Origin of the sequence: Pseudomonas sp. FP215 (genome assembly GCF_030687795.1) — a bacterium.
GTDB classification, from domain to species: Bacteria; Pseudomonadota; Gammaproteobacteria; order Pseudomonadales; family Pseudomonadaceae; genus Aquipseudomonas; species Aquipseudomonas salmasensis.
Window position 1 is genome coordinate 5,048,015 of the sequence record NZ_CP117447.1, and the last position, 24,296, is coordinate 5,072,310.

The following is a 24,296-nucleotide window of genomic DNA, read 5'->3' on the forward strand; positions in this document are numbered from 1 at the left end:
GGACATAAAAAAAGGCCACCCGAAGGCAGCCTTTCAAAACTAAAGAAAGAGAGTTGTTACTTACACCGCCGCGACGGGACGCATGTAAGAGATCGGTGCGGTGCTGGCATCTTCGAAGGTCACGACTTCCCAAGCGTCTGTCTGCTCAATCAACTTGCGCAGCAGCTGGTTGTTAAGGGCGTGGCCCGACTTGAAGCCTTTGAACTCGCCTATCAGGCTATTGCCCAGCAGGTAGAGGTCACCGATTGCATCGAGGATCTTGTGCTTCACGAATTCGTCTTCATAGCGAAGGCCGTCTTCGTTCAGTACACCATCCGCGTCGACCACGATGGCGTTTTCCACGCTGCCGCCGAGTGCGAGGTTGTGCTTGCGCAGGTACTCGATGTCACTCATGAAACCAAAGGTACGGGCGCGGCTGACTTCTTTTACGAACGAAGTGCTGGAAAAATCCACGCTTGCACTTTGGGTGCGGTCACGGAATACCGGGTGATCGAAATCGATCTCAAAGCTCACTTTAAAGCCTTCGAACGGGACGAAGGTGGCGCGCTTGTCGCCGTCTTCTACTGTCACTTCCCGCAGAATGCGAATGAACTTCTTGGCTGCGTCCTGTTCTTCCAGGCCGGCAGATTGAATCAAGAATACGAAGGGGCCAGCGCTGCCATCCATGATCGGGACTTCGGACGCGGAGAGCTCGACGTAGGCGTTATCGATGCCCAGGCCAGCCATGGCCGAGAGCAAGTGCTCCACCGTGTCCACTTTGACGTCACCGTTGACCAATGTGGTCGACATAGTGGTTTCGCCAACGTTTTCCGCGCGAGCAGGAATCTGCACCACAGGGTCCAGGTCGGCACGCACAAACACGATGCCGGTGTCGACAGGTGCAGGCTTGAGGGTCAGGTATACCTTCTCCCCGGAGTGCAGACCTACACCTGTGGCACGAATAATATTCTTCAGGGTGCGTTGTTTAATCATGGCTTGGACCGCTTCAGCGCAAATTGCGAACTGGTATCAACAAAGGCTGGCGATAATAGCAGACCAGACCTTTGCTGAACACCAATCACCTTCATAGCCCTGATACATTCCATTAATCGGCCTGACGACGCAGGAATGCCGGGATGTCCAAGTAGTCCAGGTCATCTTGCGGATTCGGGCTACGGGACGCCGCAGCACCGGCCTGAGCCTGGTTGCGCATCACGGTCGGACGGTCCAGGTCACGGTAGTTCACCGACGGCAGTTCCTGGCGAGCAGGGGCTGGAGCGGCAGCTGCCTGGCTGGCCTGGCTGGTGTGCAGGGTGTTGTCGATGACCTTCACAGGCTTCTCGATTTTCGCACCCAGGCCGGTAGCGACCACGGTTACATGCAGCTCATCGCGCATGTCTGGATCGATAACGGTACCGACTTTGACCATGGCGTGCTCGGAAGCGAAGGCTTCGATGATGCTACCCACGTCGGAGTACTCACCCAGGGACAGGTCGGGACCTGCGGTGATGTTCACCAGAATGCCGCGTGCACCTTGCAGGTTCACGTCTTCGAGCAACGGGTTGCGGATGGCCGCTTCGGTGGCTTCGCGCGCACGGTTCGGACCGCTGGCGCAGCCAGTGCCCATCATCGCCATGCCCATTTCGCTCATGACCGTACGTACGTCGGCAAAGTCGACGTTGATCATGCCTGGGCGCTTGATGATGTCGGAGATACCGCGAACGGCACCGGCCAGTACATCGTCAGCCTTGGCGAAGGCGGACAGCAGGCTGGCATCCTTGCCCAGGATGGTCAGCAGCTTCTCGTTGGGGATGGTGATCAACGAGTCGACGCTTTCAGACAGCAGACGGATACCTTCGTCGGCGATCTGCATGCGCTTGCGGCCTTCGAACGGGAACGGACGCGTCACGACAGCAACGGTCAGAATCCCCATTTCCTTGGCCACTTCGGCAATGATCGGTGCAGCACCGGTACCGGTACCGCCGCCCATGCCGGTGGTGATGAACACCATGTTGGTGCCTTGCAGCACTTCGGCAATACGCTCGCGGTCTTCCAGGGCGGCTTGACGGCCGACTTCCGGATTGGCGCCAGCGCCGAGGCCTTTGGTCACCGCGGTGCCCAATTGCAGGATGGTCCGCGCGCCGATGCTTTTGAGCGCCTGGGCATCAGTGTTGGCGCAGATGAACTCAACGCCTTCAATGTTGCTCTTGACCATGTGGTTGACAGCGTTGCCGCCGCCACCGCCGACACCGATTACTTTGATAACCGGGCTAGCGGGGATATTGTCTACGAGTTCGAACATGTTCCCTCTCCTTTCATTTTCTCTAGTTTTTTCGCCTACTGCTTGTTGCGGGTGTTGCGGTGTCGCGGTAAATCTTTAGAAATTGCCTTTTACCCAAGCCTGCAGCCGCTCGAACAACGGTGCTTTCGCTTCGTCATCGCTGCGGTAGCTGTCACGGATGCTGGGGCCCGACAGGGAAATGCCGTCGGTCTGCTTTTGCAGCCCGTATAACAGCAAGCCCACACCGGTGGAATAAATCGGGTTGCGCACCACGTCGCCCAGGCCCTTCACGCCATGGGGCACGCCCAGGCGCACCGGCATGTGGAAGATCTCTTCGGCCAACTCGACCGCGCCTTCCATCTTCGAGGTGCCACCGGTCAGCACGATGCCGGCCGGGATCAAATCTTCGTAGCCGCTGCGGCGCAGTTCAGCCTGGATCAGGGTGAACAGCTCGTCGTAGCGTGGCTCGACCACTTCGGCCAGGGCCTGGCGCGACAGCTCGCGGGGTGGACGATCACCCACGCTTGGCACCTTGATGGTCTCGCCGGCACCGGCCAGCTTGGCCAGGGCGCAGGCGTAGCGGATCTTGATTTCTTCGGCGTACTGGGTCGGTGTGCGCAGCGCCATGGCGATGTCGTTGGTGACCTGGTCGCCGGCAATCGGGATCACCGCGGTGTGACGGATCGCACCCTCGGTGAAGATCGCGATGTCGGTGGTGCCGCCGCCGATGTCCACCAGGCACACGCCCAGCTCTTTTTCGTCGTCGGTGAGTACCGAGTAGGCCGAGGCCAACTGCTCGAGAATGATGTCATCGATTTCCAGGCCGCAGCGACGCACGCATTTTTCAATGTTCTGTGCAGCGTTGACGGCGCAGGTCACCACGTGAACCTTGGCTTCCAGACGCACGCCCGACATGCCCAGGGGCTCGCGAACGCCTTCCTGGTTGTCGATCACGTAGTCCTGCGGCAGGGTGTGCAGCACGCGCTGGTCCGCTGGGATCGCCACGGCCTGGGCAGCGTCGAGCACGCGCTCAAGGTCGGCCGAGCTGACTTCACGGTCGCGGATCGCCACGATGCCGTGGGAGTTCAGGCTGCGGATGTGGTTGCCGGCCACGCCGACGAACGCCGAGTGAATCCGGCAACCGGCCATCAGCTGCGCTTCTTCGATAGCGCGCTGGATCGATTGCACGGTGGACTCGATGTTCACCACCACGCCCTTCTTCAGGCCCCGGGACGGATGCGTGCCAATACCGACGATTTCGATCGCGCCGTCTTCCCCGACCTCGCCCACCAGCGCCACCACCTTGGAGGTGCCGATATCGAGACCGACGATCATTTTGCCGCTTTGCACGTTTGCCATGGGTCCTGCCTCTTCTTAATTCTTCGCGACAGCGGGTTGTGCTGCCGTGGGCGCAGCCGGTGTACGCCAGCCGACGGCCAGGCCGTTGGCGTAACGCAGGTCGACGCTCGCAATGTTCGTAATCTGTTCTTTCAAGGTTTTTTCATAGATGGCAATAAAGCGGCGCATCTTTTCCACCAAGCGGTCGCGTCCCAGCAACAACTCGATGCCCGGGCCGGAACTGCCTGCCCCGGTCGTCAAAAACCAACTGCCCCGCTCACGCAATTCCAGGCGTGCAATGGAGAAGCCCAATGGCCGCAGCATCTGGCTCAAGGCCTGGTACTGCTGCATCACTTGCTGCTGCGCCCGCTGCGGCCCGAACAGCTGCGGCAGGTGTTCATAGTTGGCCAGCTCACGCGGGGTGAACGCCTGGCCCTGGTTGTTCAACAGCGCTTCATCGCCCCAACGGGCCACGGGCAGTTGTTCTTCCAGGCGGATCGTCACCTGGTCCGGCCATACACGGCGAACTTCGGCATGGGCGATCCATGGCATCTGTTCCAGCTCCGAGCGCATGCCCGCCAGGTCGATGGTAAAGAAGCTCGCCGCCAGGTATGGGCCGATGCGCTGCTGTACCGCTTGCTGGCTGATGTAGCTCAGGTCGCCCTGCACACTGATCTTGGTGATCGGCCGGTCGGCATACGGCAACAGGCGCTGCGCGCCTTCGTACGTACCAAAGCCCAACACCACCAGCAGCACCGGCCAGAACAGCGCCTTGATAAAACCAAAGTTGGCTTTTGGCAGGCGCGAAGACATCGGCTCTTTAGCCACCATTCGGCTTGCACCCCGTGGCACCGGCTTGCGGCTCGGTGCTTGTGGGGGCTGATGACGAAGCGATGCGCCGTTCATGTGTTTAGCCTCTTGGCTCAATGCTGTCGGCCAGGATCGCCAGCACTAACTGCTGGAAATCCAGACCGGCGGCACGGGCTGCCATGGGAACCAGGCTGTGGTCGGTCATGCCCGGTGCGGTGTTGACTTCAAGGAACCAGAAATTCCCTTGGTCATCCTGCATCACGTCTGCCCGCGCCCAACCGGCGATACCCAGCGCCTCACAGGCTTTCGCCGTGAGGTCCATCAATTCTTGTTCCTTGGTTGCTTCGAGGCCGCATGGGATCCGGTACTGAGTATCGGAAGCCAGGTACTTGGCGTCGTAGTCATAAAAGGTGTGGGGCGTGCCCAAAGCGATGGGCGGCAATACCTGGCCACGCAGGGTGGCGATGGTGTACTCGGGACCGGAAATCCACTGTTCCACCAACACTTGCGAATCGTAGGTACTTGCCGCTTTCCATGCGTCGATCAATTCGGCGGCCGAGTTCACTTTGGCCATGCCGATACTGGAGCCTTCATGGGCTGGTTTGACGATCAAAGGCAGGCCCAGTTCCTTGGCCGCAGAAATACAATCGTCTTCGCTGCACAATACGGCGTGACGCGGGGTCGGAATGCCCAGGCTGTGCCACACCTGCTTGGTGCGCAACTTGTCCATCGCCAGGGCCGAGGCGAGGATGCCGCTGCCGGTGTAAGGGATGCCGGCGCATTCGAGCAGGCCCTGCATGCTGCCGTCTTCACCGCCACGGCCGTGAAGAATGAGAAAGGCGCGGTCGATCTTCTCGGCCTGCAGGCGGGCAAGGAAATCATCGCCCACATCGATACCGAACGCGTTCACGCCAGCACTTTGCAGCGCCTCAAGCACCGCATTGCCGGACTTGAGCGACACTTCGCGCTCGGCGCTCTTGCCGCCGAACAGCACGGCCACGCGACCGAAGTCGGCAGGCGCAAGGGTGGAAAACAGGGAGCCGTAGTCAGTGGTCATTTCGACTTCCCCTTGGCGGCAGCAAACAGCGGGCTCGCCAGCAACTTGGGCGCAAGGCCACCGATATCACCGGCGCCCTGGCACAGCAGGATGTCGCCGGCACGCAGCAGCGGCTTGACGATAGGCGCCAGGTCCACGCCACGCTCGATGTAGATCGGGTCCAACTGGCCGCGCTGGCGGATGCTGTTGCACAGCTTGCGGCTGTCAGCGCCCGGGATCGGTTCTTCACCGGCCGGGTAGACTTCCATCAGCAGCAGCACGTTGGCATCGGCCAGTACATTGACGAAATCGTCGTACAAGTCGCGGGTACGGCTGTAGCGGTGCGGCTGGTACACCATCACCAGCCGGCGCTCCGGCCAGCCACCGCGCACGGCCTTGATCACAGCCGCAACTTCGGTCGGGTGGTGACCGTAGTCGTCAACCAGCATCACGTCACCGCCTTCAACCGGCAGTTGGCCGTAGACCTGGAAGCGACGGCCCACACCGGCAAAGCGCGACAGGCCTTCGACGATGGCTTCATCGCTGACGCCTTCATCGGTAGCAATGCAGATGGTCGCCAAAGAGTTCAGCACGTTGTGGTTGCCCGGCATGTTCACCGACACGTCCAGCGGCTCGCGATCAGGACGCAGCACGGTGAAGAAGGTTTGCATGCCTTCCTGGCGCACATTGATTGCGCGCACGTCGGCGTCTTCGCTGAAGCCGTAGGTCACGGTCGGGCGCTTGACCTGGGGCAGGATTTCACGCACCACCGGGTCGTCCAGGCACACCACCGCCAACCCGTAAAACGGCAGGTTGTGCAGGAAGTCGACGAAGGTTTTCTTCAACTTGTTGAAGTCGCCGTCGTAGGTGGCCATATGGTCTTCGTCGATGTTGGTGACGACGGCGACCAGCGGTTGCAGGTGCAGGAAGCTCGCATCACTTTCATCGGCTTCGGCGATCAGGTAGCGGCTGGTGCCGAGCTGGGCATTGGTGCCAGCTGCATTCAGGCGGCCACCGATGACGAAGGTCGGGTCCAGGCCACCGGCGGCGAACACCGAGGCGATCAGGCTGGTGGTGGTGGTCTTGCCATGGGTACCGGCGACGGCGATGCCGTGGCGATAGCGCATCAGCTCGGCGAGCATCTCGGCACGCGGCACCACAGGGATACGGCGCTCAAGGGCGGTGGCCACTTCCGGGTTGGAGGTGTTCACGGCGCTGGACACCACCAGCACATCGGCCTCGGCGGCGTTCTCGGCACGGTGGCCGATAAAGATCTGCGCGCCGAAGGACTTCAGGCGCTCGGTGACCGGCGACTCTTTCAAGTCCGAGCCGGACACCTGGTAGCCCAGGTTCAGCAACACTTCGGCAATCCCGCACATGCCCACGCCACCGATACCGACGAAGTGAATACGACGGATGCGGCGCATCTCGGGTTGCGGCATGGCTTTCTGATTCTCAACCATGGGCCACCTCCAGGCAGATATCGACCACGGTGCGGGTTGCGTCAGGTTTGGCCAGGCGGCTTGCGGTGCTCGCCATGCTGTTGAGTCGTTCCGGTTGCATCAAAACCTCGGTCAGGCGAGCGGCCAAATCGGCGGCGCCAGTCGTTCTTTGCGGCAGCAGGAAGGCAGCGCCCTCCCCGGCCAAATATTCGGCGTTGCGGGTCTGGTGATCGTCGATAGCGTGGGGCAAAGGCACCAGCAAGGACGGCAGACCGGCGGCCGCCAGTTCACTGACGGTCAGCGCACCAGCGCGGCAGACCACCAGGTCGGCCCAGCCATAGGCTTGGGCCATGTCTTTGATGAAGGGCTGTACATTGGCCTCTACACCGGCCTCGCGATAACGCGCGGCGGTGACTTCATCGTGGTTCTTGCCGGCCTGGTGGAAGATCTCCGGGCGCACATCCTCAGGAAGTTGCGCAACGGCTTCAGGCAGCAATTTATTCAGTGGCTCCGCGCCCAGGCTTCCGCCCAGGATCAGCAGGTGAGCCTTGCGCCCCGCCAGCGCGTCACGCGCAATGGCCATGAACAGTTCGGTACGCACCGGGTTGCCGGTGGTGCGCAGCTTGTCGGAGGCGGCGAAGGTTTTCGGGAAGGCTTCACACACCCGCGCGGCCAATGGCACCAGCAGGCGGTTGGCGGTACCGGCGACGGCATTCTGTTCGTGAACGATCACCGGCACGCCCGCGAGTTTCGCCGCGACGCCACCGGGGCCGGTCACATAACCGCCAAAGCCGAGCACACACACTGGCTTGAGCTCGCGAATGATCTTGCGCGCCTGCATGACCGCCTTGAGCAACACGAACGGCGCCTTGAGCAATGACAACTTGCTCTTGCCGCGCAGCCCGGTGACGTTGATCAAATGCAGCGGCAAACCGGCATTGGGCACCAATTCGTTTTCGATGCCACGGGGTGTACCCAGCCAGTGCACGCTGTAGCCACGGTTCTGGAATTCACGGGCGCAAGCCAGGGCCGGGAACACGTGGCCCCCGGTGCCGCCTGCCATGATCAGCACGTTAGCGCCCATGGGTCGGCTCCTCGGCGAAGTCGCTCTCGCTGAACTCCATCTCTTCGCTGCCCAAATGGGTACGGCTCTCCCACTCGATACGCAGCAACAAGCCGAGACAGGCGCAGCAAATCACCAACGAACTGCCGCCGTAACTGAGGAACGGCAAGGTCAGGCCCTTGGTCGGCAACAGGCCGACGTTCACGCCGATGTTGATCAGGAACTGGCCGATCCACAGGAAGGCCAACCCATAAGCCACGTAGGCAGCGAAGAACTGCTTGGCCTTCTCGGCCCACAAGCCGATGTACATGGCGCGCACGCAAACGAATACAAACAGTGCCACGGTGCACAGCGAACCCACCACACCCAGCTCCTCGGCCAATACCGAGAACACGAAGTCGGTGTGGGCTTCCGGCAGATAAAACTGCTTTTGCACACTGTTGCCCAGGCCCACGCCCAGCCACTCGCCGCGACCGAAGGCGATCAGCGCCTGGGTCAACTGGTAGCCGGAGCCGAACTGGTCGGACCAGGGGTCGGTAAAGGTGATCAAACGCGCCATCCGGTAGGGCTGCGCCTGCACCAGGATGGTCACCGCCGCGACCGCCAGCACCACCATCAAGGTGAAGCGGAACAGCCCGACCCCTCCCAGGAATAGCATCGCGGCGGCGGCGCCCATCATCACCACCGTGGCCCCGAAGTCGGGCTCCATCAGCAACAGGCCAGCCATGGGCAGCAGCACGATGAACGGCTTGAAGAAGCCCATCCAGCTTTCGCGTACTTCTTTCTGACGGCGCACCAGGTAACCGGCGAGGTAGATCACCACGAACACCTTGGCGATTTCCGAAGGCTGCACGTTGAACGCGCCGAAGCCGATCCAGCGCATCGAACCGTTCACCTCGCGGCCAATGCCCGGCACGATCACCATCACCAGCAAGCCGAACGCACCGATCAGCATCAGCCACCCCAGACGCTGCCAGGTGGCAATCGGGATCATCATGGTGACGATGCAGGCGCCCAGGCCGATCACCAGGTACACCAAGTGGCGGATCATCATGTACAGGGTGTTACCCGACTGCACGGCAGCCACTTCGGAGGACGCCGAAGTGATCATCACCAGCCCCAGGCCGAGCAGCGCCAGGCAACCGGCGAGCATAGGGAAATCAAGGTCAATGCCGCGCCCGGTAATGATCGGCGACGGGTATGGCTTGATGATGTTTCTCAGGTTGAGGCTCATGCCAAAGCCTCCACGGCGCGGGCGAACAGGTGGCCGCGCTCTTCATAGTTCTTGAACATGTCGAAGCTGGCGCACGCGGGCGACAGCAACACCGCATCGCCGGGCTGAGCCAGGGCTTTGCACTGGGCAATCGCATCGTCCAGGGAAGCTGCGCGTACTTGCGGTACAGCGTCACCGAGGGCGGCGGCGATCAGGTCCGAATCGCGGCCCATCAGCACCACGGCACGGCAATGGGCGGCCACTGGCGCTTTAAGGTCCTTGAAGTCGGCGCCCTTGCCATCGCCACCGGCGATCAGCACCAGCTTGCCGTCGATATCGGCACCTAGGCCTTCGATGGCCGCCAGGGCAGCACCGACGTTGGTGGCTTTGGAGTCGTTGTAATAGCTGACGCTATTGAGGTCGCGCACCCACTGGCAGCGATGCTCAAGCCCGGCAAAGGTGCGCAGGCTGGCAAGCATGGCGTCGAATGGCAGGCCAACCGCGTGACCGAGCGCCAAGGCCGCCAGGGCATTGGACTGGTTGTGTGCGCCACGGATCTTCAGTTCGCGTACCGGCATCAGGTTCTGGAATTCGAACGCCAGGTACTTCTCGCCGTTCTCTTCACGAATGCCGAAGCCTTTGAAGTCCGGTTTGCCCAGGCCGAAAGTCCAGCAGGGCATGCCCTCGCCCATCAGCGGACGGCTCAGGGCATCCTGGCGGTTGACTACAAATTGCTTGGCGCCACGGAAGATCCGGTGCTTGGCCAGGTGATAAGCCGGCAGGCCGCTGTAGCGGTCCATATGGTCTTCGCTGACGTTCAATACTGTCGCCACTTCGGCGCCCAGGTCGTGGGTGGTTTCCAGCTGGAAGCTCGACAATTCCATCACGTACAGCTCGACGTCGTCGCTGAGCAGGTCGAGCGCCGGCACGCCAAGATTGCCGCCGACGGCCACACGCTTGCCCGCCGCCGCCGCCATCTCGCCCACCAGGGTGGTGACAGTGCTTTTCGCGTTGGAACCGCTGATGGCCACGATCGGCGCCTTCGCGTTGCGCGCGAACAGGTCGATATCGCCAGACAGCTTCACGCCACGGGCCGCCGCCGCTTGCAGGGCCGGTGTCGCCAAAGCCAGGCCCGGGCTCACGTAGAGCTCATCGGCACGGCACAGAAACTCGACATCCAGCTCGCCACAACGCACTTCCACGTGCGGGTAGTCACGGCGCAGCGTGACCAGCTCCGGTGGATTTTCCCGCGTATCGGCCACGGCAAACGACGTGCCCCGGTTCGCCAGGAAGCGAACCAGGGACATGCCGCTCTTGCCGAGGCCGACAACGATGCGGAAGTGGTCTGAAGCGATCAGGGACACTCGTTTCTACCTCAGTTTCAGGGTGGCAAGGCCGACCAGTACCAGAATCACGGTGATAATCCAGAAGCGGACAATCACGCGTGGCTCAGGCCAGCCCTTGAGTTCAAAGTGGTGGTGAATCGGCGCCATGCGGAACACGCGGCGCCCGGTCAACTTGAAGGAAGCCACCTGGATGACCACCGACAGGGTTTCCATCACGAACACGCCGCCCATGATGAACAGCACGATTTCCTGGCGAACGATCACCGCGATGGTGCCCAAGGCCGCGCCCAGCGCCAGTGCGCCGACGTCGCCCATGAAGACTTGTGCCGGGTAGGTGTTGAACCACAAGAACCCCAGGCCGGCACCGATCAGCGCGCCGCAGAACACGATCAGTTCACCAGCGCCCGGTACATAAGGAATCAGCAGGTATTCCGCGAATTTCACGTTACCCGACAGGTAGCAGAAGATGCCGAGCGCGCCGCCCACCATTACCGTCGGCATGATCGCCAGGCCGTCGAGGCCATCGGTCAGGTTCACCGCGTTGCTGGAGCCGACGATCACGAAGTAGGTCAGCACCACAAAACCGACACCCAGCGGGATGCTCACGTCCTTGAGCATCGGGATGATCAAGGTGGTTTCCACGGCACTTGGCGCGGTGGTGTACAGGAAGATCGCGGCGGCCAGGCCGAACACCGACTGCCAGAAATACTTCCAGCGGCTTGGCAGCCCCTTGGAGTTTTTCTCGATCACTTTGCGGTAATCATCCACCCAGCCGATGGCGCCGAACAGCAGGGTCACCAGCAACACCACCCACACGTAGCGGTTGTGCAGATCGGCCCAGAGCAAGGTGCTGACGCCGATGGACGACAGGATCAGCGCACCGCCCATGGTGGGCGTGCCGGACTTGGACAGGTGCGACTGCGGGCCGTCGTTACGAACCGATTGACCAATTTGCAGGTTCTGCAGGGTGCGGATCATCCACGGCCCTAAAAACAGCGACAAAGACAGCGCGGTCAGCACACCCAGGATCCCGCGCAGGGTCAGGTACTGGAAGACCGCGAAGCCTTTGTGGAACTGTTGCAGATACTCAGCCAGCAGCAGCAGCATTAATGTTTCTCCGTACTTGAGCCACACAAGGCTGCGACGACGTTTTCCATCACCGCGCTGCGCGATCCCTTGATCAAAATGGTTGTGTGTTTGTCATGTTCAGCCGCCGTCAACGCCTGGATCAGCTCGGCCTGGCTGGCGAAATGCTGCGCGCCAGGGCCGAAAGCGTTGACCGCATGGGCCATGTTCGTGCCAACGGCGTAGAGCGCGTCCACTTTGCCAGCGGCATAGGCGCCGACTTCACGGTGGCCTTGTTCAGCCCAATCGCCCAGTTCGCCGATGTCGCCCAGCACCAGCACCTTGCGCCCCTCAAAGCCTTTGAGCAGGTCCACAGCGGCATTGATGGAGGACGGGTTGGCGTTGTACGTGTCATCAATCACGCGCATGCCGTTGCCGGCCAGTTGCGCCACGGTGCGGCCCTTGACCGGCTGCACAGCGCCCAGGCCTGTGGCAATACCGAACAGCGACACACCCAGGGCATGGGCGGCAGCGGCGGCGGCCAAGGCGTTGGCGACGTTATGATTGCCCAGCAGGTTCAACTGCACGTGCTCGTCACCCTGCGGGGTGTGCAAGGTGAAGGACGGGCAGCCACGGGCATCGACATTGATGTGGGAAGCATGGAAGTCGGCTGCGGCATTCAGCACGGCAAACGTCAGGACCTTGCGACCGGCGGCGCGTACACGCCAGGTCTCGAAGGCCTTGTCATCCAGGTTCAGTACCGCAGTGCCCGAAGCATCGAGGCCTTCAAGGATTTCGCCCTTGGCTTCGACGATTTTTTCCGGGCCGCCGAACTCGCCGACATGGGCGGTACCGGCGTTGTTGATGATCGCCACGTGCGGCTGGGTCAGCGCCACGGTGTAGGCGATTTCGCCGATGCGCGAAGCCCCCAGTTCGATCACTGCCGCCGTGTGTTCCGGGGCCAGTTCGAGCAGGGTCAGCGGTGCGCCGAAATCATTGTTCAGGTTGCCACGGGTGGCGAGTACAGGCCCGCGCGTACGCAAGATGCCGGCAAGCAGTTCCTTGACCGTGGTCTTGCCGCTGGAACCGGTAATGGCCGCCACCGGCTTATCAAAAGCGGCACGGTTAAGCGCACCCAGTTGGCCCAGGGCCAGGCGGGTGTCGGCTACCAGCAATTGCGGCAAGGCAGAATCGGCCACTTCACGCTGTACCAGGGCACCGACAGCACCTTTGGCGGCAACGTCGTTGAGGTAGTCGTGACCATCGAAACGCGGACCGGCCAGGGCGACAAACAGTTGCCCCGGCTGGATGTTACGGCTGTCGATACTCACGCCGTTGAATGTGCAGTCGCTCGACAGCACGCGGGCCGACAGGGCCTGGGCCAGCTCGCTGAATGTCATCGCTTTAAGCATGGGCGACCTCCCAGGCGGTCAGGGCGTGATCCGCCTCGACCAGATCGGAGAAGGCATGGCGCTCACCGTTGATTTCCTGATAGTCCTCGTGACCTTTGCCCGCCAGCACCACTACGTCGTCCGCGCCGGCACTGGCGATCAACTGCGCAATGGCGGCGCCACGGCCCGCGACGAAGGTGACCTTGGAGGCATCTTTGAAGCCGACACGGATGTCGTCGAAAATCTGGCTGGGGTCTTCGCTGCGCGGGTTGTCGTCGGTGACGAGTACGCCATCGGCCAAGCGCTCGACAATCTCGGCCATCAATGGGCGCTTGCCGCGATCGCGATCACCGCCACACCCGAACAGGCACAGCAGTTTGCCCTTGGCATGTGGGCGCAGGGCTTCGAGGACTTTTTCCAGGGCATCCGGTGTGTGGGCGTAATCGACCACCACCAACGGTTGCGTGCCGCCACCCAGGCGCTGCATGCGACCGGCCGGGCCTTCCAGCTTTGGCAGTACGCGCAGGATTTCATCCAGGGCGTAGTCCAGGCCCAGCAGTGCGCCGATAGCGGCGAGCACGTTGCTCAGGTTGAACCGCCCGAGCAAGGTGCTGCGCAAGTGGTGCTCGCCCTGCGGCGTCACCAACGTGGCGCGCACGCCTTCGTCATTGAATTGGGCTTCGCGGCAATACAGGTAGGCGCTGGCATCTTGCAGGCTATAGCTGATCAAGCGCGCGTCGCTGTCTTGCTCCGCCAGTTGGCGCCCGAAGGCGTCGTCGAGGTTGACCACCCGGCACTTCAGGTCATTCCAGGCAAACAGCTTGGCCTTGGCGGCGGCGTACGCCTCCATGGTGCCGTGGTAGTCCAGGTGATCGCGGGACAGGTTGGTCATCACCGCCACGTCAAAGGCCAGGGCAGTGACACGCCCTTGGTCCAGGCCGTGGGAGGACACTTCCATGGCAACCGCCTTGGCGCCGGCCTTTTTCAGGTCGGCCAGGGTCGCTTGCACGGCAATCGGATTTGGCGTGGTATGCAGGCCGCTTTGCAGCGCGCCATAGAAACCGGTGCCCAGGGTGCCGACGATGCCGCAGTGCTGACCCAGCAGGTCCAACGCCTGGGCAACCAATTGGGTCACGCTGGTCTTGCCGTTGGTGCCCGTCACGCCAACCAGGTTGAGTTGGCGGCTCGGGTCACCGTAGAAACGCCCGGCGATGTCGGACAGCTGCGCAGCCAGGCCCTTGACCGGAATCAACGGCACATCGGTGATCGGCAGCACGGTGGCGCCTTCCACTTCATAGGCAACCGCAGCCGCACCACGTTGCAGGGCATCGGCGATATGCGCACGGCCATCGAGCTTGCCGCCAGGTACCGCCAAGAACAGGTCACCGGCGCGCACATTACGGCTGTCCAGGGTCAGCTCACGAATCAGCAGATCGTGGCCGGCATGGGCAAAAATCTTGTTCAGGCTAAGAGACATCAGCCGCGCCCTCCATTGGCTTTGACAGCGGCGGCCGGTGGGCCGGCGTTGGCTTGTTGGGTCGGCGGCAGGTTGTCCGGCGTGATGTTCATCAGGCGCAGGGTGCCGGACATCACTTTGCTGAACACCGGCGCCGAAACCAGGCCACCGAAGTAGCCGGCTTTACTAGGCTCGTCGATGACCACGACGATGGCGTAGCGCGGGTCGCTCATTGGACCGAAGCCGGCGAACAGCGAACGGTAGGAGTTTTCGGCATAGCCCTTGGTGCCCACCGAAGTCTTACGCGCCGTACCCGACTTGCCCGCAACGTGGTACGCCGGCACCTGAGCGCGGAAAACGCCACGCGGTGCTTCGATCACTTGTTGCAGCATGCCTTGCATGGTCTTGGCGACTTTTTCCGGGATCACTTGGGTGGCTTTTGGCGCTTCGTCGACATGGATCAGGCTCAGTGGAACCATGCGGCCGTTATTGGCCAATACCGAGAAAGCGTGGGCCAACTGGATGGCGGTCACCGACAGGCCGTAGCCGTAGGACAGCGTTGCAGTCTCGGCTTTTCTCCACTCGCGGTAGTTCGGCAGGTTGCCCACGCGCTCACCTGGAAAATCGAGACCGGTGGGTTGCCCCAGGCCGATTTTTTGCGCCAGGTGATAGATGGTCTCGCCGCCGATATCGAAGGCAACTTTACTCATGCCCACGTTACTGGAGTTGATCAGGATGCCTGTCAGATCCAACACCGGACCTTCAGTGCGGGATACGTCACGAATGGTGTATTTGCCCAACTGCAAGGTGCCTGGGTAAACCTCGACCTTGTCGCTGGGTTTCCAGCGGCCGGTTTCCAGGGCAGCGCTCATGGAGATGGCTTTCATGGTCGAACCCGGCTCGAACACGTCGATCATTGCGCGGTTACGCATCATCGCCGGTTGCAGGTTGCGACGGTTGTTGGGGTTATAGGTCGGCTGGTTGACCATGGCGAGGATCTCGCCGGTCTTCACGTCCATGATCACCAGGCTGCCGGCCTTGGCGCCGTTCTCGATGATCGCGTTACGCAGTTCGCGGTTGGCCAGGTATTGCAGGCGCAAATCGATCGACAACGCCAGAGGCTTGCCGGCCTTGGCGTTTTTGGTGACCTGGACGTCCTTGATCAATCTGCCGCGCCGATCCTTGATGACCTGACGTTTGCCCGGAACCCCAGCCAGCCATTCGTCATAGGCCAGTTCGACCCCTTCGCGGCCGTGGTCATCGATATCGGTAAAGCCGACCATGTGCGCGGTGGTTTCACCGGCCGGGTAGAAACGCCGAAACTCCTCGATGCCGTAGACACCGGGAATTTTGAGGTCGAGCACTTGCTGGCCTTGCTCAGGGGTAAGCCCGCGCACCAGGTAGATGAATTCTTTATTGGCCTGGGCTTCCAGGCGTTCGGTCAGGGCCTTGCGGTCTTGCCCCAGGGCAGCGGCCAGTTCAGGCCACTTGTCCTTGGCAACTTGCAGCTCTTTGGCGTTGGCCCACAGAGTGGTCACCGGGGTACTGACGGCCAGGGGCTCGCCATTACGGTCGGTGATCAAGCCGCGGTGTGCAGGAATCGGAATATGCCGCAGGCTGCGGGCGTCACCCTGGCCGATCAGGAAGTCGCGATCGACCACTTGCAGGTCGAAGATGCGCCAGACGATCGCGCCCACCATCAATGCCAGCAAGCCGAGCATCAGGCGGAAGCGCCATGGGTAGAGTGCCCCTTCGAGTTTCATCATGGCGCCACCATGCGGACTTCCGCCGCGCCAGGGATGTGCATCTTCAACTGTTCGGTGGCCAGCACTTCGATACGGCTGTGGGCCGTCCAGGTGCTTTGCTCAAGGATCAACCGGCCCCACTCTGCCTGGGCTTTATCACGCACGCTCAATTCCCCGTACAGGGTATTGAGCAACTGACGGTTCCAGTGGGCGCTGTAGGACACCGCAATCGCGGACACCAGCACGCCGACAAACAGCAGCAACATAAAGAAGCTGCCGCCCGGCAGGGGCTTGGCGAAAAGCTTGCTCACCGCAACTTCTCCGCGACGCGCATGACGGCGCTACGGGAACGTGGGTTGGCCTTGAGTTCGGCTTCGGAAGCGAACTGCGCTTTGCCATGGATTTTGATTTTCGGCACAAAGGCTTCGAAACGCACCGGCAGGTTACGCGGCAGGTTGTCGGATTCGCCCTTGACCAGACGACGCATGAAGAGTTTGACGATGCGGTCTTCCAGGGAGTGGAAGCTGATCACCACCAGGCGACCGCCCACTTCCAAAGCATCCAGAGCGGCTTCGAGGCCGGCTTCCAGATCGCCCAATTCGTTGTTGACGTGAATGCGCAGGCCTTGGAACGCACGGGTCGCCGGGTTCTTGCCCTTTTCCCAGGCCGGGTTGGCGACCTTCAGCACTTCGGCCAGGTCAGCGGTGCGTTCGAACGGCTGGATTTCGCGGCGCTCGACCACGGCACGCGCCATGCGACCGGCGAAACGCTCTTCACCGTATTCCTTGAACACACGGGCGATTTCTTCCACCGGCGCGGTGGCGATGAACTGTGCGGCACTGACCCCACGGGTGGGGTCCATGCGCATGTCGAGGGGGCCGTCGTTCATGAAACTGAAGCCGCGCTCCGGGTCATCGAGCTGCGGCGAAGACACGCCCAGGTCGAGCAGAACCCCGGCCACCTTGCCCGTCATGCCGCGTTCGGCAACTTCGGCACCCAGCTCGGCAAAGCTGCGCTGCACAACGACAAAGCGGCCGTCTTCGGCCGCTAGCGCTTGCCCGGTGGCAATCGCTTGAGGGTCTTTGTCGAACCCGAGGAGTTTGCCGTCGGACCCGAGCTGGCTGAGTATCAACCGGCTATGCCCGCCCCTGCCGAATGTGCCATCGACATAGCAGCCATCGGCACGTACGGCGAGAGCCTCAACGGCTTCGTCAAGCAGTACGGTGATGTGGTTAAAGCCGCTATCAATAGTCACAGGATCAAATCACGCAGTTCATCAGGCATGGCGCCCGGTTGTTGAATAGCAGCCAGGTCCGCTGCAGACACAGCATCCCAGGCATCTTCGTCCCACAATTGGAACTTGTTCAGTTGGCCTACCAGCATTGCGCGCTTGTCCAGCTTGGCGTACTCGCGCAGCCGCGGAGGCACCAGGAAACGACCGCTGCCATCGAGCTCAAGGTCGACGGCATTACCGATCAGCAAACGCTGAAGGCGGCGGTTTTCTTCACGCAATGAAGGCAGCGCGCGCAACTTGGTTTCAATCAACTCCCACTCGTCGAGGGGGTAAACACACAAACAAGGGTCAACGGCGTCAATCGTGATGATTAACTGCCCTGAACTTCGCGAAATGAGCTCGTCACGATACCGGCTCGGCATGGCGAGACGGCCTTTTGCATCGAGACTGATAGCGTTAGCTCCGCGAAACACAGATGCGTTTCTCCAAATTTTAGCGTTTTACGTTCAAAAAACCCACTTTGTGCCACTTTCCGCCACTTGCGCACACTATAGGAATGCGCCCACCACACCGTCAAGGCGCGTATTCAAGGAAAAGCCTTACAGAACGGAGATTTAGGAAGGTAAAGGGAGGAGAAACGAGAGTTTTGCGATGTTTTTGACTCAACAACAGCAAACAGCTCAAAGAGCTAGGGCTTAAAGTTAAAGTGATTTATTAAGAGTAAGATTTTTTTGGTATTACGAAGATGCATCTGCCAATGATTTGGCAGGGAGGGATTCTTGCGTTACTACCGGTTTGCGCACGAGATTCGAACACAAGGAAAAAAGGTGGAGAGTCGATCTGTAAGCCGGGTTCTGTCTTGAACAGTCATTCGTCTACGATGGCCATCACTGGACATCTTTAGCAACCTACCCGGTCCCAGCGCGGGCCACGCCTTGGGACCCTATTTGGTCTTGCTCCAAGTGGGGTTTACCTAGCCACGAACTGTTGCCAGTCGTGCGGTGCGCTCTTACCGCACCTTTTCACCCTTACCGGCACCGAAGTGCTTAGGCGGTTATTTTCTGTGGCACTTTCCGTAGGCTCACGCCTCCCAGGCATTACCTGGCACTTCGCCCTATGGAGCCCGGACTTTCCTCCCCCCCCTAATTTTCATAGAGGGCAGCGACTGTCCAATCGACTCTCCGCCGCGAAGGTTAACGGCACGGCGGCTAGAGGACAAGTATTAAAAGTGCAGCATTGCCATCACGTTCAGACGAAATACAGTTTTGGGCCCGGAACTATTCGGCCTTCTGTTTATCGAGCGCGACCTGATACAACACATTCTTGCGCACGCCGGTAATTTCGGCAGCCAGGGCGGCGGCGCGCTTGAGTGGCATTTCCTTGAGCAACAAATCGAGGACGCGCATGGCCTCGCTGCCCACTGCGTCCTCATTCTCCGGCGCGGTCCAGCCGGCTACCAGCACCACGCATTCGCCGCGCTGCTGATTGCTGTCGCCCTCGACAAACGCTCGCAGCGCCTCCAGCGGCAACCCCTTGAGGGTTTCGAAGGTCTTGGTCAACTCCCGGGCCAGCAAGGCCAGGCGCTCGCCGCCAAATACCAGCTCCATATCCTGCAAGCATTCAAGGATGCGATGCGGGGCCTCATAGAAGATCAAGGTGCGCGGCTCTTCTTTAAGTGCCTGCAGACGCGCCCGACGACCTACAGCCTTGGCGGGCAGGAAGCCTTCGAAGATAAAGCGGTCCGAGGGCAACCCGGCGGCCGATAATGCAGCAATCAGCGCGCAGGCTCCTGGAACAGGCACTACATTGATACCAGCGGCGCGCGCCTGGCGGACCAGGTGGTAACCCGGATCGGAAATCAGCGGCGTGCCCGCGTCGGAAATCAGTGCGACGTCATCACCCGCCAAAAGACGCGTGATAAAGCGGCTACCCTCTTCACGTTCGTTGTGTTCGTGGCAGGCGGCTAATGGCGTGCTGATACCAAAATGCTGCATCAACCGTTGGGAGTGCCGCGTGTCTTCTGCCGCGATCAATTTCACCTCGCGCAACACCTTCAGCGCCCGGGCACTGATGTCGTCCAGGTTGCCAATGGGCGTCGCCACCACAAAAAGCGAGCCAGCAGTGGAATTCAAAGGACCTGGAGCAGTCAAAGCGCACACCTCGATGGTTGGCAAAAGCCACATTGTAGCGCGTAGACGCCCTGAAAATATGCCATCACGGCCGATGCCGTTTCAGCCACCGTCAGCTATTGGCAACATTTGCACGACCTAAATCCACGGTTTAACGCCATGAACATCGCGCCTGGGCCAGTGCTTGGGTACACTTCCACGCTAATTTGATCGGTATCAGGAACACTTACATGATCGCTTGCCTGCGGCTGCTCTCCGCCCTCTGCCTCGCTGCCTTGCTGGCCGCTTGCGCCAGTTCGCCCTCCTCCAGTCTTGGCGAACTGCCACGCACGCCCGATGCCAGTATCGAGCAACTGCTCGAACAGGCGACGAACGCCAAGACGCCAGAAAAAGCCGCGTTGCTGCGCCTGAGCGCGGCAGACCTGGCCTACCAGCAGAACAATCCCGGCCGCTCCTCGCAGATCCTTGCGCAAGTGCCCCTGGATGCCCTGAAGCCAGCCGCGCAAGTATTTGCCAGCACCCTGGCCGCAGAACTGGCAATGGGCCGCAACCAGCCCAAGGCGGCCTTGGCAGCGCTGAACCACCCCAGCCTGCAAAGCCTGAAGGAACTGCCGACCGACCAGCAGATCCGCACCGGTACCGTACATGCGCGCGCCTATGAAGCCGACGGCCAGACCCTCGCCGCCGCTCGCGAGCGCGTGGCCATGGCGCCGCTGCTGACGGGGGAGGCTGCCAGCAGCAACCACGAAGCCATTTGGGTATTGATTGCCGCGCTGCCAGCCGAACAGCTGCAAGCCACCGGCAACCCGACACTCGATGGCTGGATCACCCTGGCCCAGGCGGTCAAGGGCGCCGGTACGCTGGAGCAACAACAAGCCGCCATCGACACCTGGCGCGCACAGAACCCGGGCCACCCGGCGGCGGTGCAACTGCCAGCGCCGCTGACCAAACTCAAGGAACTGGCCAGCCAGCCCCTGAACAAGATCGCCCTGCTGCTGCCCCAGGAAGGCCCGCTGGCCGCTGTGGGCAAAGCGCTGCGCGAAGGCTTCATGGCGGCTCACTACCAGGCTGAGCAAGCCGGGCAGAAGCCACCGGTTATCGAGTTCTATGACAGTTCGCGCCTGACCTCCCTCGACGACTTCTACGCCAAGGCCCAGGCCGCCGGCGTGCAACTGGTGGTCGGCCCGCTGGAAAAACCGCTGGTCAAGCAACTCAGCGCACGCCCGCAGTTGCCGATCACCACCCTGGCCCTGAACTACAGCGAAACCGATCAAGGCCCGGCGCAGTTGTTCCAATTCGGCCTGGCCGCAGAAGACGAAGCCCGCGAAGTGTCGCGCCGTGCCCGTGCTGATGGCCTGCATCGCGCCGCCGCCATGGTGCCCCGTGGCGAATGGGGTGAGCGCGTGTACAAGGCGTTCCGCCAGGATTGGGAAGCCAATGGCGGCACCGTCATGGGCGTTGAGTATGTCGATCAGCCTGTGGCCCTGGCCCAGCAGATCGCCGATCTATTCCAACTGCGCAAGAGCGAAGGCCGCGCCAAGAGCCTGCAAAACACGGTCGGCACCGACGTTGCCGCCCAGCCTTCGCGTCGTCAGGACATCGAGTTCATCTTCCTGGCCGTCACGCCGCAACTGGCCCAGCAGATCAAGCCGACCCTGAACTTCCAATACGCTGGCGATGTGCCGGTGTACGCGACCTCTCACGTGTTCAGTGCCAGTGGTGACCGCAACCAGTACCTGGACATGACCAATGTGATGTTCTGCGAAACCCCTTGGCTGCTTAACACCACCGACCCGCTGCGCAACCAGGTCGCCGCGCAATGGCCGCAAGCCAATGGCAGCCTGGGCCGCCTCTACGCGATGGGCGTGGATGCCTACCGCCTGGCGCCACGCCTGGGCCAGCTCAAGGCACTGCCGGACACCCGTGTCGACGGCCTCTCGGGCAACCTGGGCATCAGCGCCAACCAGCGCGTCGATCGCCAGATGCCGTGGGCGAAGTTCGTTGGCGGCGACATTCAGCGCCTGCCCGATACCCCACGCTGATGCCCGAGCGGTCCAGCGCACAAAGCGGCAAGGATGCCGAACTGCATGCTCTCAACTACCTGCAACAACAGGGTCTGCGCCTTCTGGCGCAGAACTGGTTATGTAAACGCGGCGAGCTTGATCTGGTCATGCTTGACGGCGATACAGTAGTATTCGTCGAAGTCCGCTACAGAAAACACGCACAATGGGGTGGCGCGCTCGCCAGTATCGACGGGCGCAAGCGTCAAAAGCTGATACTCGCTGCGCAGTTTTTTCTGCAAAAAGAGCATCGCTGGGCTGACTGCCCCTGCCGTTTCGATGTGGTTGCCATGGAAAGCACCCCGTCAGGCACAGCTGATCTGACTTGGCTCAAAAATGCCTTCGACAGCTGATTCGCCGGGTACCTCCACCACTCATTTTTGCTCTTTGCTTTGCGGGCTGCACATTACCTGTGCCAAACAGCCGCGCTACTTAAGGTCACACAGATGGACATGCAATCCCGAATTCGCCAGCTTTTCCAGGCCAGCATCGACACCAAGCAACAGGCGATGGACGTACTTGCACCGCACATCGAGCAAGCCAGCCAGGTGATGGTCAATGCCTTGCTCAACGAAGGCAAAATGCTTTCGTGCGGCAATGGCGGTTCGGCTGGCGATGCCCAGCATTTTTCCTCCGAGCTGCTCAACCGCTTCGAACGTGAGCGCCCGAGCCTGCCAGCCATTGCCTTGACCACCGATTCGTCGACGATCACCTCGATTGCCAACGACTACAGCTACAACGAAATCTTCTCCAAGCAGATCCGCGCCCTCGGCCAGCCCGGCGATGTGTTGCTGGCGATTTCCACCAGCGGCAACTCGGCGAATATTATTCAAGCGATCCAGGCCGCACATGATCGCGAAATGATTGTCGTAGCCTTGACCGGTCGCGACGGCGGCGGCATGGCTTCGCTGCTGCTGCCTGAGGACGTGGAGATTCGCGTCCCGGCCAATGTCACTGCACGTATCCAAGAAGTTCATCTGCTGGCGATCCACTGCCTGTGCGATCTGATCGACAGCCAACTGTTCGGGAGTGAAGAATGACCGTTAATCGCCTCAGTCTTTTGGCCATCACGCTGTGCGTCGCCATCAGCGGCTGCAGCTCGGCTATCACCGCTACACGGGACACCCCTATCCAGGACGACCGGGGCACACGCACCTTCGGCAGCACCATTGATGATTCGCTGATCGAAACCAAGGTCAAGGTCAACGTCGCCAAGGCGGCTACCGACCTGGGCAACGGTGCCTCGCGCATTGTGGTGACCAGCTTCAATGGCGTGGTCCTGCTGGCAGGCCAAACGCCCCGCGCCGACCTCAAGGCCCAGGCCGAGCAAGCCGCCGCCGGCGTGCAACGCGTCAAGAAGGTCCACAACGAACTGCAGGTCATGGACCCGATCACCCTGCTGGCCATCAGCAACGATGCCTTGCTGACCACCAAGATCAAGGCCCAGATGCTGACCGACAGTGCGGTGCCTGGTTCGCGGATCAAGATCGTTACCGACAACGGCATCGTCTACATGATGGGCCTGCTGACCCAGGCAGAAGCCACCCGTGCAGCCAATTTGGTGCAAGGCGTGTCGGGCGTACAGAAGATTGTGAAGGTGTTCGAATACATCGACTGATGTAGAGTCCTTGATCGTTCCCACGCTCTGCGTGGGCACGCATCCCGTGACGCTCCGCGTCACCACCCCACAGGCCGCGACTTTTGCGCCATCAGTGGGACGCGGAGCGTCAGAGCGGGCATTCCCACGCAGAGCGTGGGAACGATCAACGCAGAGCGGGGGAACGATCAAAAAAGGGCGCCGTGCATTGACTGCACGGCGCCCTTTTTAGTGCCCAGGGTTTACTGGTATTGCTGGTACGGGTTGCCCTGGAACTGGTTGTTCTGCTGTGGCGCCTGCTGCTGGCCAGGCTGGCCGTATTGCTGGCCAGGGATCGGGCCGAGGTTGACTTCGACTCGACGGTTCTGGGCGCGGCCGTTCACATCGCCGTTGCTGGCAATCGGGTTATCCGGGCCGGCACCGCGTGCGCTCAGGTTGGCACCGTTGACACCTTGGGAGGTCAGGTAGTTGGCCACGCTCTGCGCACGACGCTGGGACAGGTCCATGTTCAGTTGGCGGCTACCGGTGCTGTCGGTGTAGCCAACGATCTGGATAGTGTTCTGGTTGAACTGCTTGAGGGAGTTGGCCAGGTTGTTCAGCGGCTGGTAGAAGCTGCTGGAGATCGCGTCCGAGTTGGTGGCGAAGGTAATGTTACCCGGCATGATCAGCTTGATCTGGTCACCCTGGCGCTGCACCTCAACCCCGGTGTTGGCCATGCTTTCACGCAGTTTTTTCTCTTGCTGGTCGGCGTAGTAGCCATAACCTGCCGCACCGGCACCCGCAACCACTGCGCCAATCAGCGCGCCCTTGCCACGGTTGTTATGGTCGATGGCCGCACCGGCCAAGGCGCCAGCCAGCGCACCGAGGCCGCCGTACTTGGCGGTTTTGCTCATGCCGCTTTCGGAACCATTGCTGGCCTGTCCCTGGCTGCCGTCATAAGGGTTAGGTGAGGCGCAGCCAGACAACAGGGCTACGGCGGTAGCGACAACAAGCAGACGACGCGGAGTGAACATGAAGGAAGCTCCTACTTTTGCATTCTGTGATGCAGAGGACATTGGCAATGGACCTGTGCCGAGTTTGGAACGCGACAAACGGCAAAAATTCCGTAAAG

22 protein-coding genes and 1 other RNA gene are annotated in these 24,296 nt (G+C 61.2%); 4 read left to right on the forward strand and 19 right to left on the reverse strand.

The features are described from left to right. Window positions 1-60: 60 nt before the first annotated feature. The 18 genes from lpxC to rsmI all read right to left on the reverse strand — a co-directional run bounded on the left by lpxC (window position 61) and on the right by rsmI (window position 19,582). Complete coding sequence (gene lpxC / locus PSH76_RS22825; RefSeq protein ID WP_003171886.1) at window positions 61-972, reverse strand: UDP-3-O-acyl-N-acetylglucosamine deacetylase; 912 nt, start codon at window positions 970-972, stop codon at window positions 61-63. Between the two features lie 112 nt (window positions 973-1,084). Beyond that, the gene (gene ftsZ / locus PSH76_RS22830; protein WP_003188685.1) at window positions 1,085-2,281 is read right to left on the reverse strand and encodes a cell division protein FtsZ; all 1,197 of its coding nucleotides are present in this window, start codon (window positions 2,279-2,281) and stop codon (window positions 1,085-1,087) included. A gap of 75 nt (window positions 2,282-2,356) precedes the next feature. Beyond that, window positions 2,357-3,619, reverse strand: a complete 1,263-nt coding sequence (ftsA, locus tag PSH76_RS22835; RefSeq protein WP_003188682.1) for a cell division protein FtsA — start codon at window positions 3,617-3,619, stop codon at window positions 2,357-2,359. 15 nt (window positions 3,620-3,634) lie between these two features. Then, complete coding sequence (locus PSH76_RS22840; protein ID WP_032893516.1) at window positions 3,635-4,504, reverse strand: cell division protein FtsQ/DivIB; 870 nt, start codon at window positions 4,502-4,504, stop codon at window positions 3,635-3,637. A 4-nt stretch (window positions 4,505-4,508) separates the two neighbouring features. After that, window positions 4,509-5,465 (reverse strand): D-alanine--D-alanine ligase, encoded by a 957-nt coding sequence (locus tag PSH76_RS22845; protein ID WP_014716974.1) that lies wholly within the window; start codon window positions 5,463-5,465, stop codon window positions 4,509-4,511. Continuing rightward, the gene (gene murC, locus PSH76_RS22850) at window positions 5,462-6,907 is read right to left on the reverse strand and encodes a UDP-N-acetylmuramate--L-alanine ligase (protein WP_020301253.1); all 1,446 of its coding nucleotides are present in this window, start codon (window positions 6,905-6,907) and stop codon (window positions 5,462-5,464) included. Before murC ends, PSH76_RS22845 begins: the two co-directional genes overlap by 4 nt. Beyond that, window positions 6,900-7,970 (reverse strand): undecaprenyldiphospho-muramoylpentapeptide beta-N-acetylglucosaminyltransferase, encoded by a 1,071-nt coding sequence (murG, locus tag PSH76_RS22855; protein WP_032893519.1) that lies wholly within the window; start codon window positions 7,968-7,970, stop codon window positions 6,900-6,902. The genes murC and murG overlap by 8 nt, the downstream gene beginning before the upstream one ends. Continuing rightward, a complete protein-coding gene (ftsW, locus tag PSH76_RS22860) occupies window positions 7,960-9,183 on the reverse strand; it encodes a putative lipid II flippase FtsW (RefSeq protein ID WP_003188673.1) in 1,224 nt (407 codons plus the stop codon). The genes murG and ftsW overlap by 11 nt, the downstream gene beginning before the upstream one ends. After that, complete coding sequence (murD, locus tag PSH76_RS22865; protein WP_305492981.1) at window positions 9,180-10,526, reverse strand: UDP-N-acetylmuramoyl-L-alanine--D-glutamate ligase; 1,347 nt, start codon at window positions 10,524-10,526, stop codon at window positions 9,180-9,182. The genes ftsW and murD overlap by 4 nt, the downstream gene beginning before the upstream one ends. A 6-nt stretch (window positions 10,527-10,532) precedes the next feature. Then, window positions 10,533-11,615 carry a phospho-N-acetylmuramoyl-pentapeptide-transferase gene (mraY, locus tag PSH76_RS22870; protein WP_003188670.1) on the reverse strand — a complete coding sequence of 361 codons (1,083 nt, stop codon included), beginning with the start codon at window positions 11,613-11,615 and terminating at the stop codon, window positions 10,533-10,535. Beyond that, complete coding sequence (murF, locus tag PSH76_RS22875) at window positions 11,615-12,985, reverse strand: UDP-N-acetylmuramoyl-tripeptide--D-alanyl-D-alanine ligase (protein WP_305492982.1); 1,371 nt, start codon at window positions 12,983-12,985, stop codon at window positions 11,615-11,617. The genes mraY and murF overlap by 1 nt, the downstream gene beginning before the upstream one ends. Then, entirely contained in the window at window positions 12,978-14,441 is a 1,464-nt protein-coding gene (locus PSH76_RS22880; protein WP_032893523.1) for a UDP-N-acetylmuramoyl-L-alanyl-D-glutamate--2,6-diaminopimelate ligase, read from the reverse strand. Before PSH76_RS22880 ends, murF begins: the two co-directional genes overlap by 8 nt. Continuing rightward, the gene (locus tag PSH76_RS22885) at window positions 14,441-16,183 is read right to left on the reverse strand and encodes a penicillin-binding protein 2 (RefSeq protein ID WP_169918656.1); all 1,743 of its coding nucleotides are present in this window, start codon (window positions 16,181-16,183) and stop codon (window positions 14,441-14,443) included. The genes PSH76_RS22880 and PSH76_RS22885 overlap by 1 nt, the downstream gene beginning before the upstream one ends. Next, on the reverse strand, window positions 16,183-16,476 hold the full coding sequence (gene ftsL, locus PSH76_RS22890) for a cell division protein FtsL (protein ID WP_003188663.1): 294 nt from the start codon (window positions 16,474-16,476) through the stop codon (window positions 16,183-16,185). The genes PSH76_RS22885 and ftsL overlap by 1 nt, the downstream gene beginning before the upstream one ends. Further along, window positions 16,473-17,420, reverse strand: coding sequence for a 16S rRNA (cytosine(1402)-N(4))-methyltransferase RsmH (rsmH, locus tag PSH76_RS22895; protein ID WP_370874608.1), 948 nt, complete (start codon window positions 17,418-17,420; stop codon window positions 16,473-16,475). The genes ftsL and rsmH overlap by 4 nt, the downstream gene beginning before the upstream one ends. Continuing rightward, a complete protein-coding gene (gene mraZ / locus PSH76_RS22900) occupies window positions 17,417-17,872 on the reverse strand; it encodes a division/cell wall cluster transcriptional repressor MraZ (RefSeq protein WP_003171868.1) in 456 nt (151 codons plus the stop codon). Before mraZ ends, rsmH begins: the two co-directional genes overlap by 4 nt. A gap of 354 nt (window positions 17,873-18,226) precedes the next feature. Beyond that, window positions 18,227-18,580, reverse strand: an RNA gene (gene rnpB / locus PSH76_RS22905) — RNase P RNA component class A. A 96-nt stretch (window positions 18,581-18,676) separates the two neighbouring features. After that, on the reverse strand, window positions 18,677-19,582 hold the full coding sequence (rsmI, locus tag PSH76_RS22910) for a 16S rRNA (cytidine(1402)-2'-O)-methyltransferase (RefSeq protein WP_125969538.1): 906 nt from the start codon (window positions 19,580-19,582) through the stop codon (window positions 18,677-18,679). A 176-nt stretch (window positions 19,583-19,758) separates the two neighbouring features. On the opposite strand from rsmI, the gene PSH76_RS22915 reads away from it, so the two are divergent. The 4 genes from PSH76_RS22915 (at window position 19,759) to PSH76_RS22930 (ending at window position 23,206) form a co-directional block, all read left to right on the forward strand. Next, a complete protein-coding gene (locus PSH76_RS22915; RefSeq protein WP_098949548.1) occupies window positions 19,759-21,570 on the forward strand; it encodes a penicillin-binding protein activator in 1,812 nt (603 codons plus the stop codon). Next, window positions 21,570-21,941 (forward strand): YraN family protein, encoded by a 372-nt coding sequence (locus PSH76_RS22920; protein ID WP_003188656.1) that lies wholly within the window; start codon window positions 21,570-21,572, stop codon window positions 21,939-21,941. Before PSH76_RS22915 ends, PSH76_RS22920 begins: the two co-directional genes overlap by 1 nt. Window positions 21,942-22,034: 93 nt before the next feature. Beyond that, window positions 22,035-22,628, forward strand: a complete 594-nt coding sequence (locus PSH76_RS22925; RefSeq protein WP_007904374.1) for a phosphoheptose isomerase — start codon at window positions 22,035-22,037, stop codon at window positions 22,626-22,628. Next, entirely contained in the window at window positions 22,625-23,206 is a 582-nt protein-coding gene (locus tag PSH76_RS22930; RefSeq protein ID WP_003188655.1) for a BON domain-containing protein, read from the forward strand. Before PSH76_RS22925 ends, PSH76_RS22930 begins: the two co-directional genes overlap by 4 nt. Before the next feature lie 221 nt (window positions 23,207-23,427). Here the strand turns inward: PSH76_RS22930 and PSH76_RS22935 are convergent, their stop codons facing one another. After that, window positions 23,428-24,198, reverse strand: coding sequence for an OmpA family protein (locus PSH76_RS22935; protein ID WP_020301258.1), 771 nt, complete (start codon window positions 24,196-24,198; stop codon window positions 23,428-23,430). Between the last annotated feature and the right edge of the window lie 98 nt (window positions 24,199-24,296).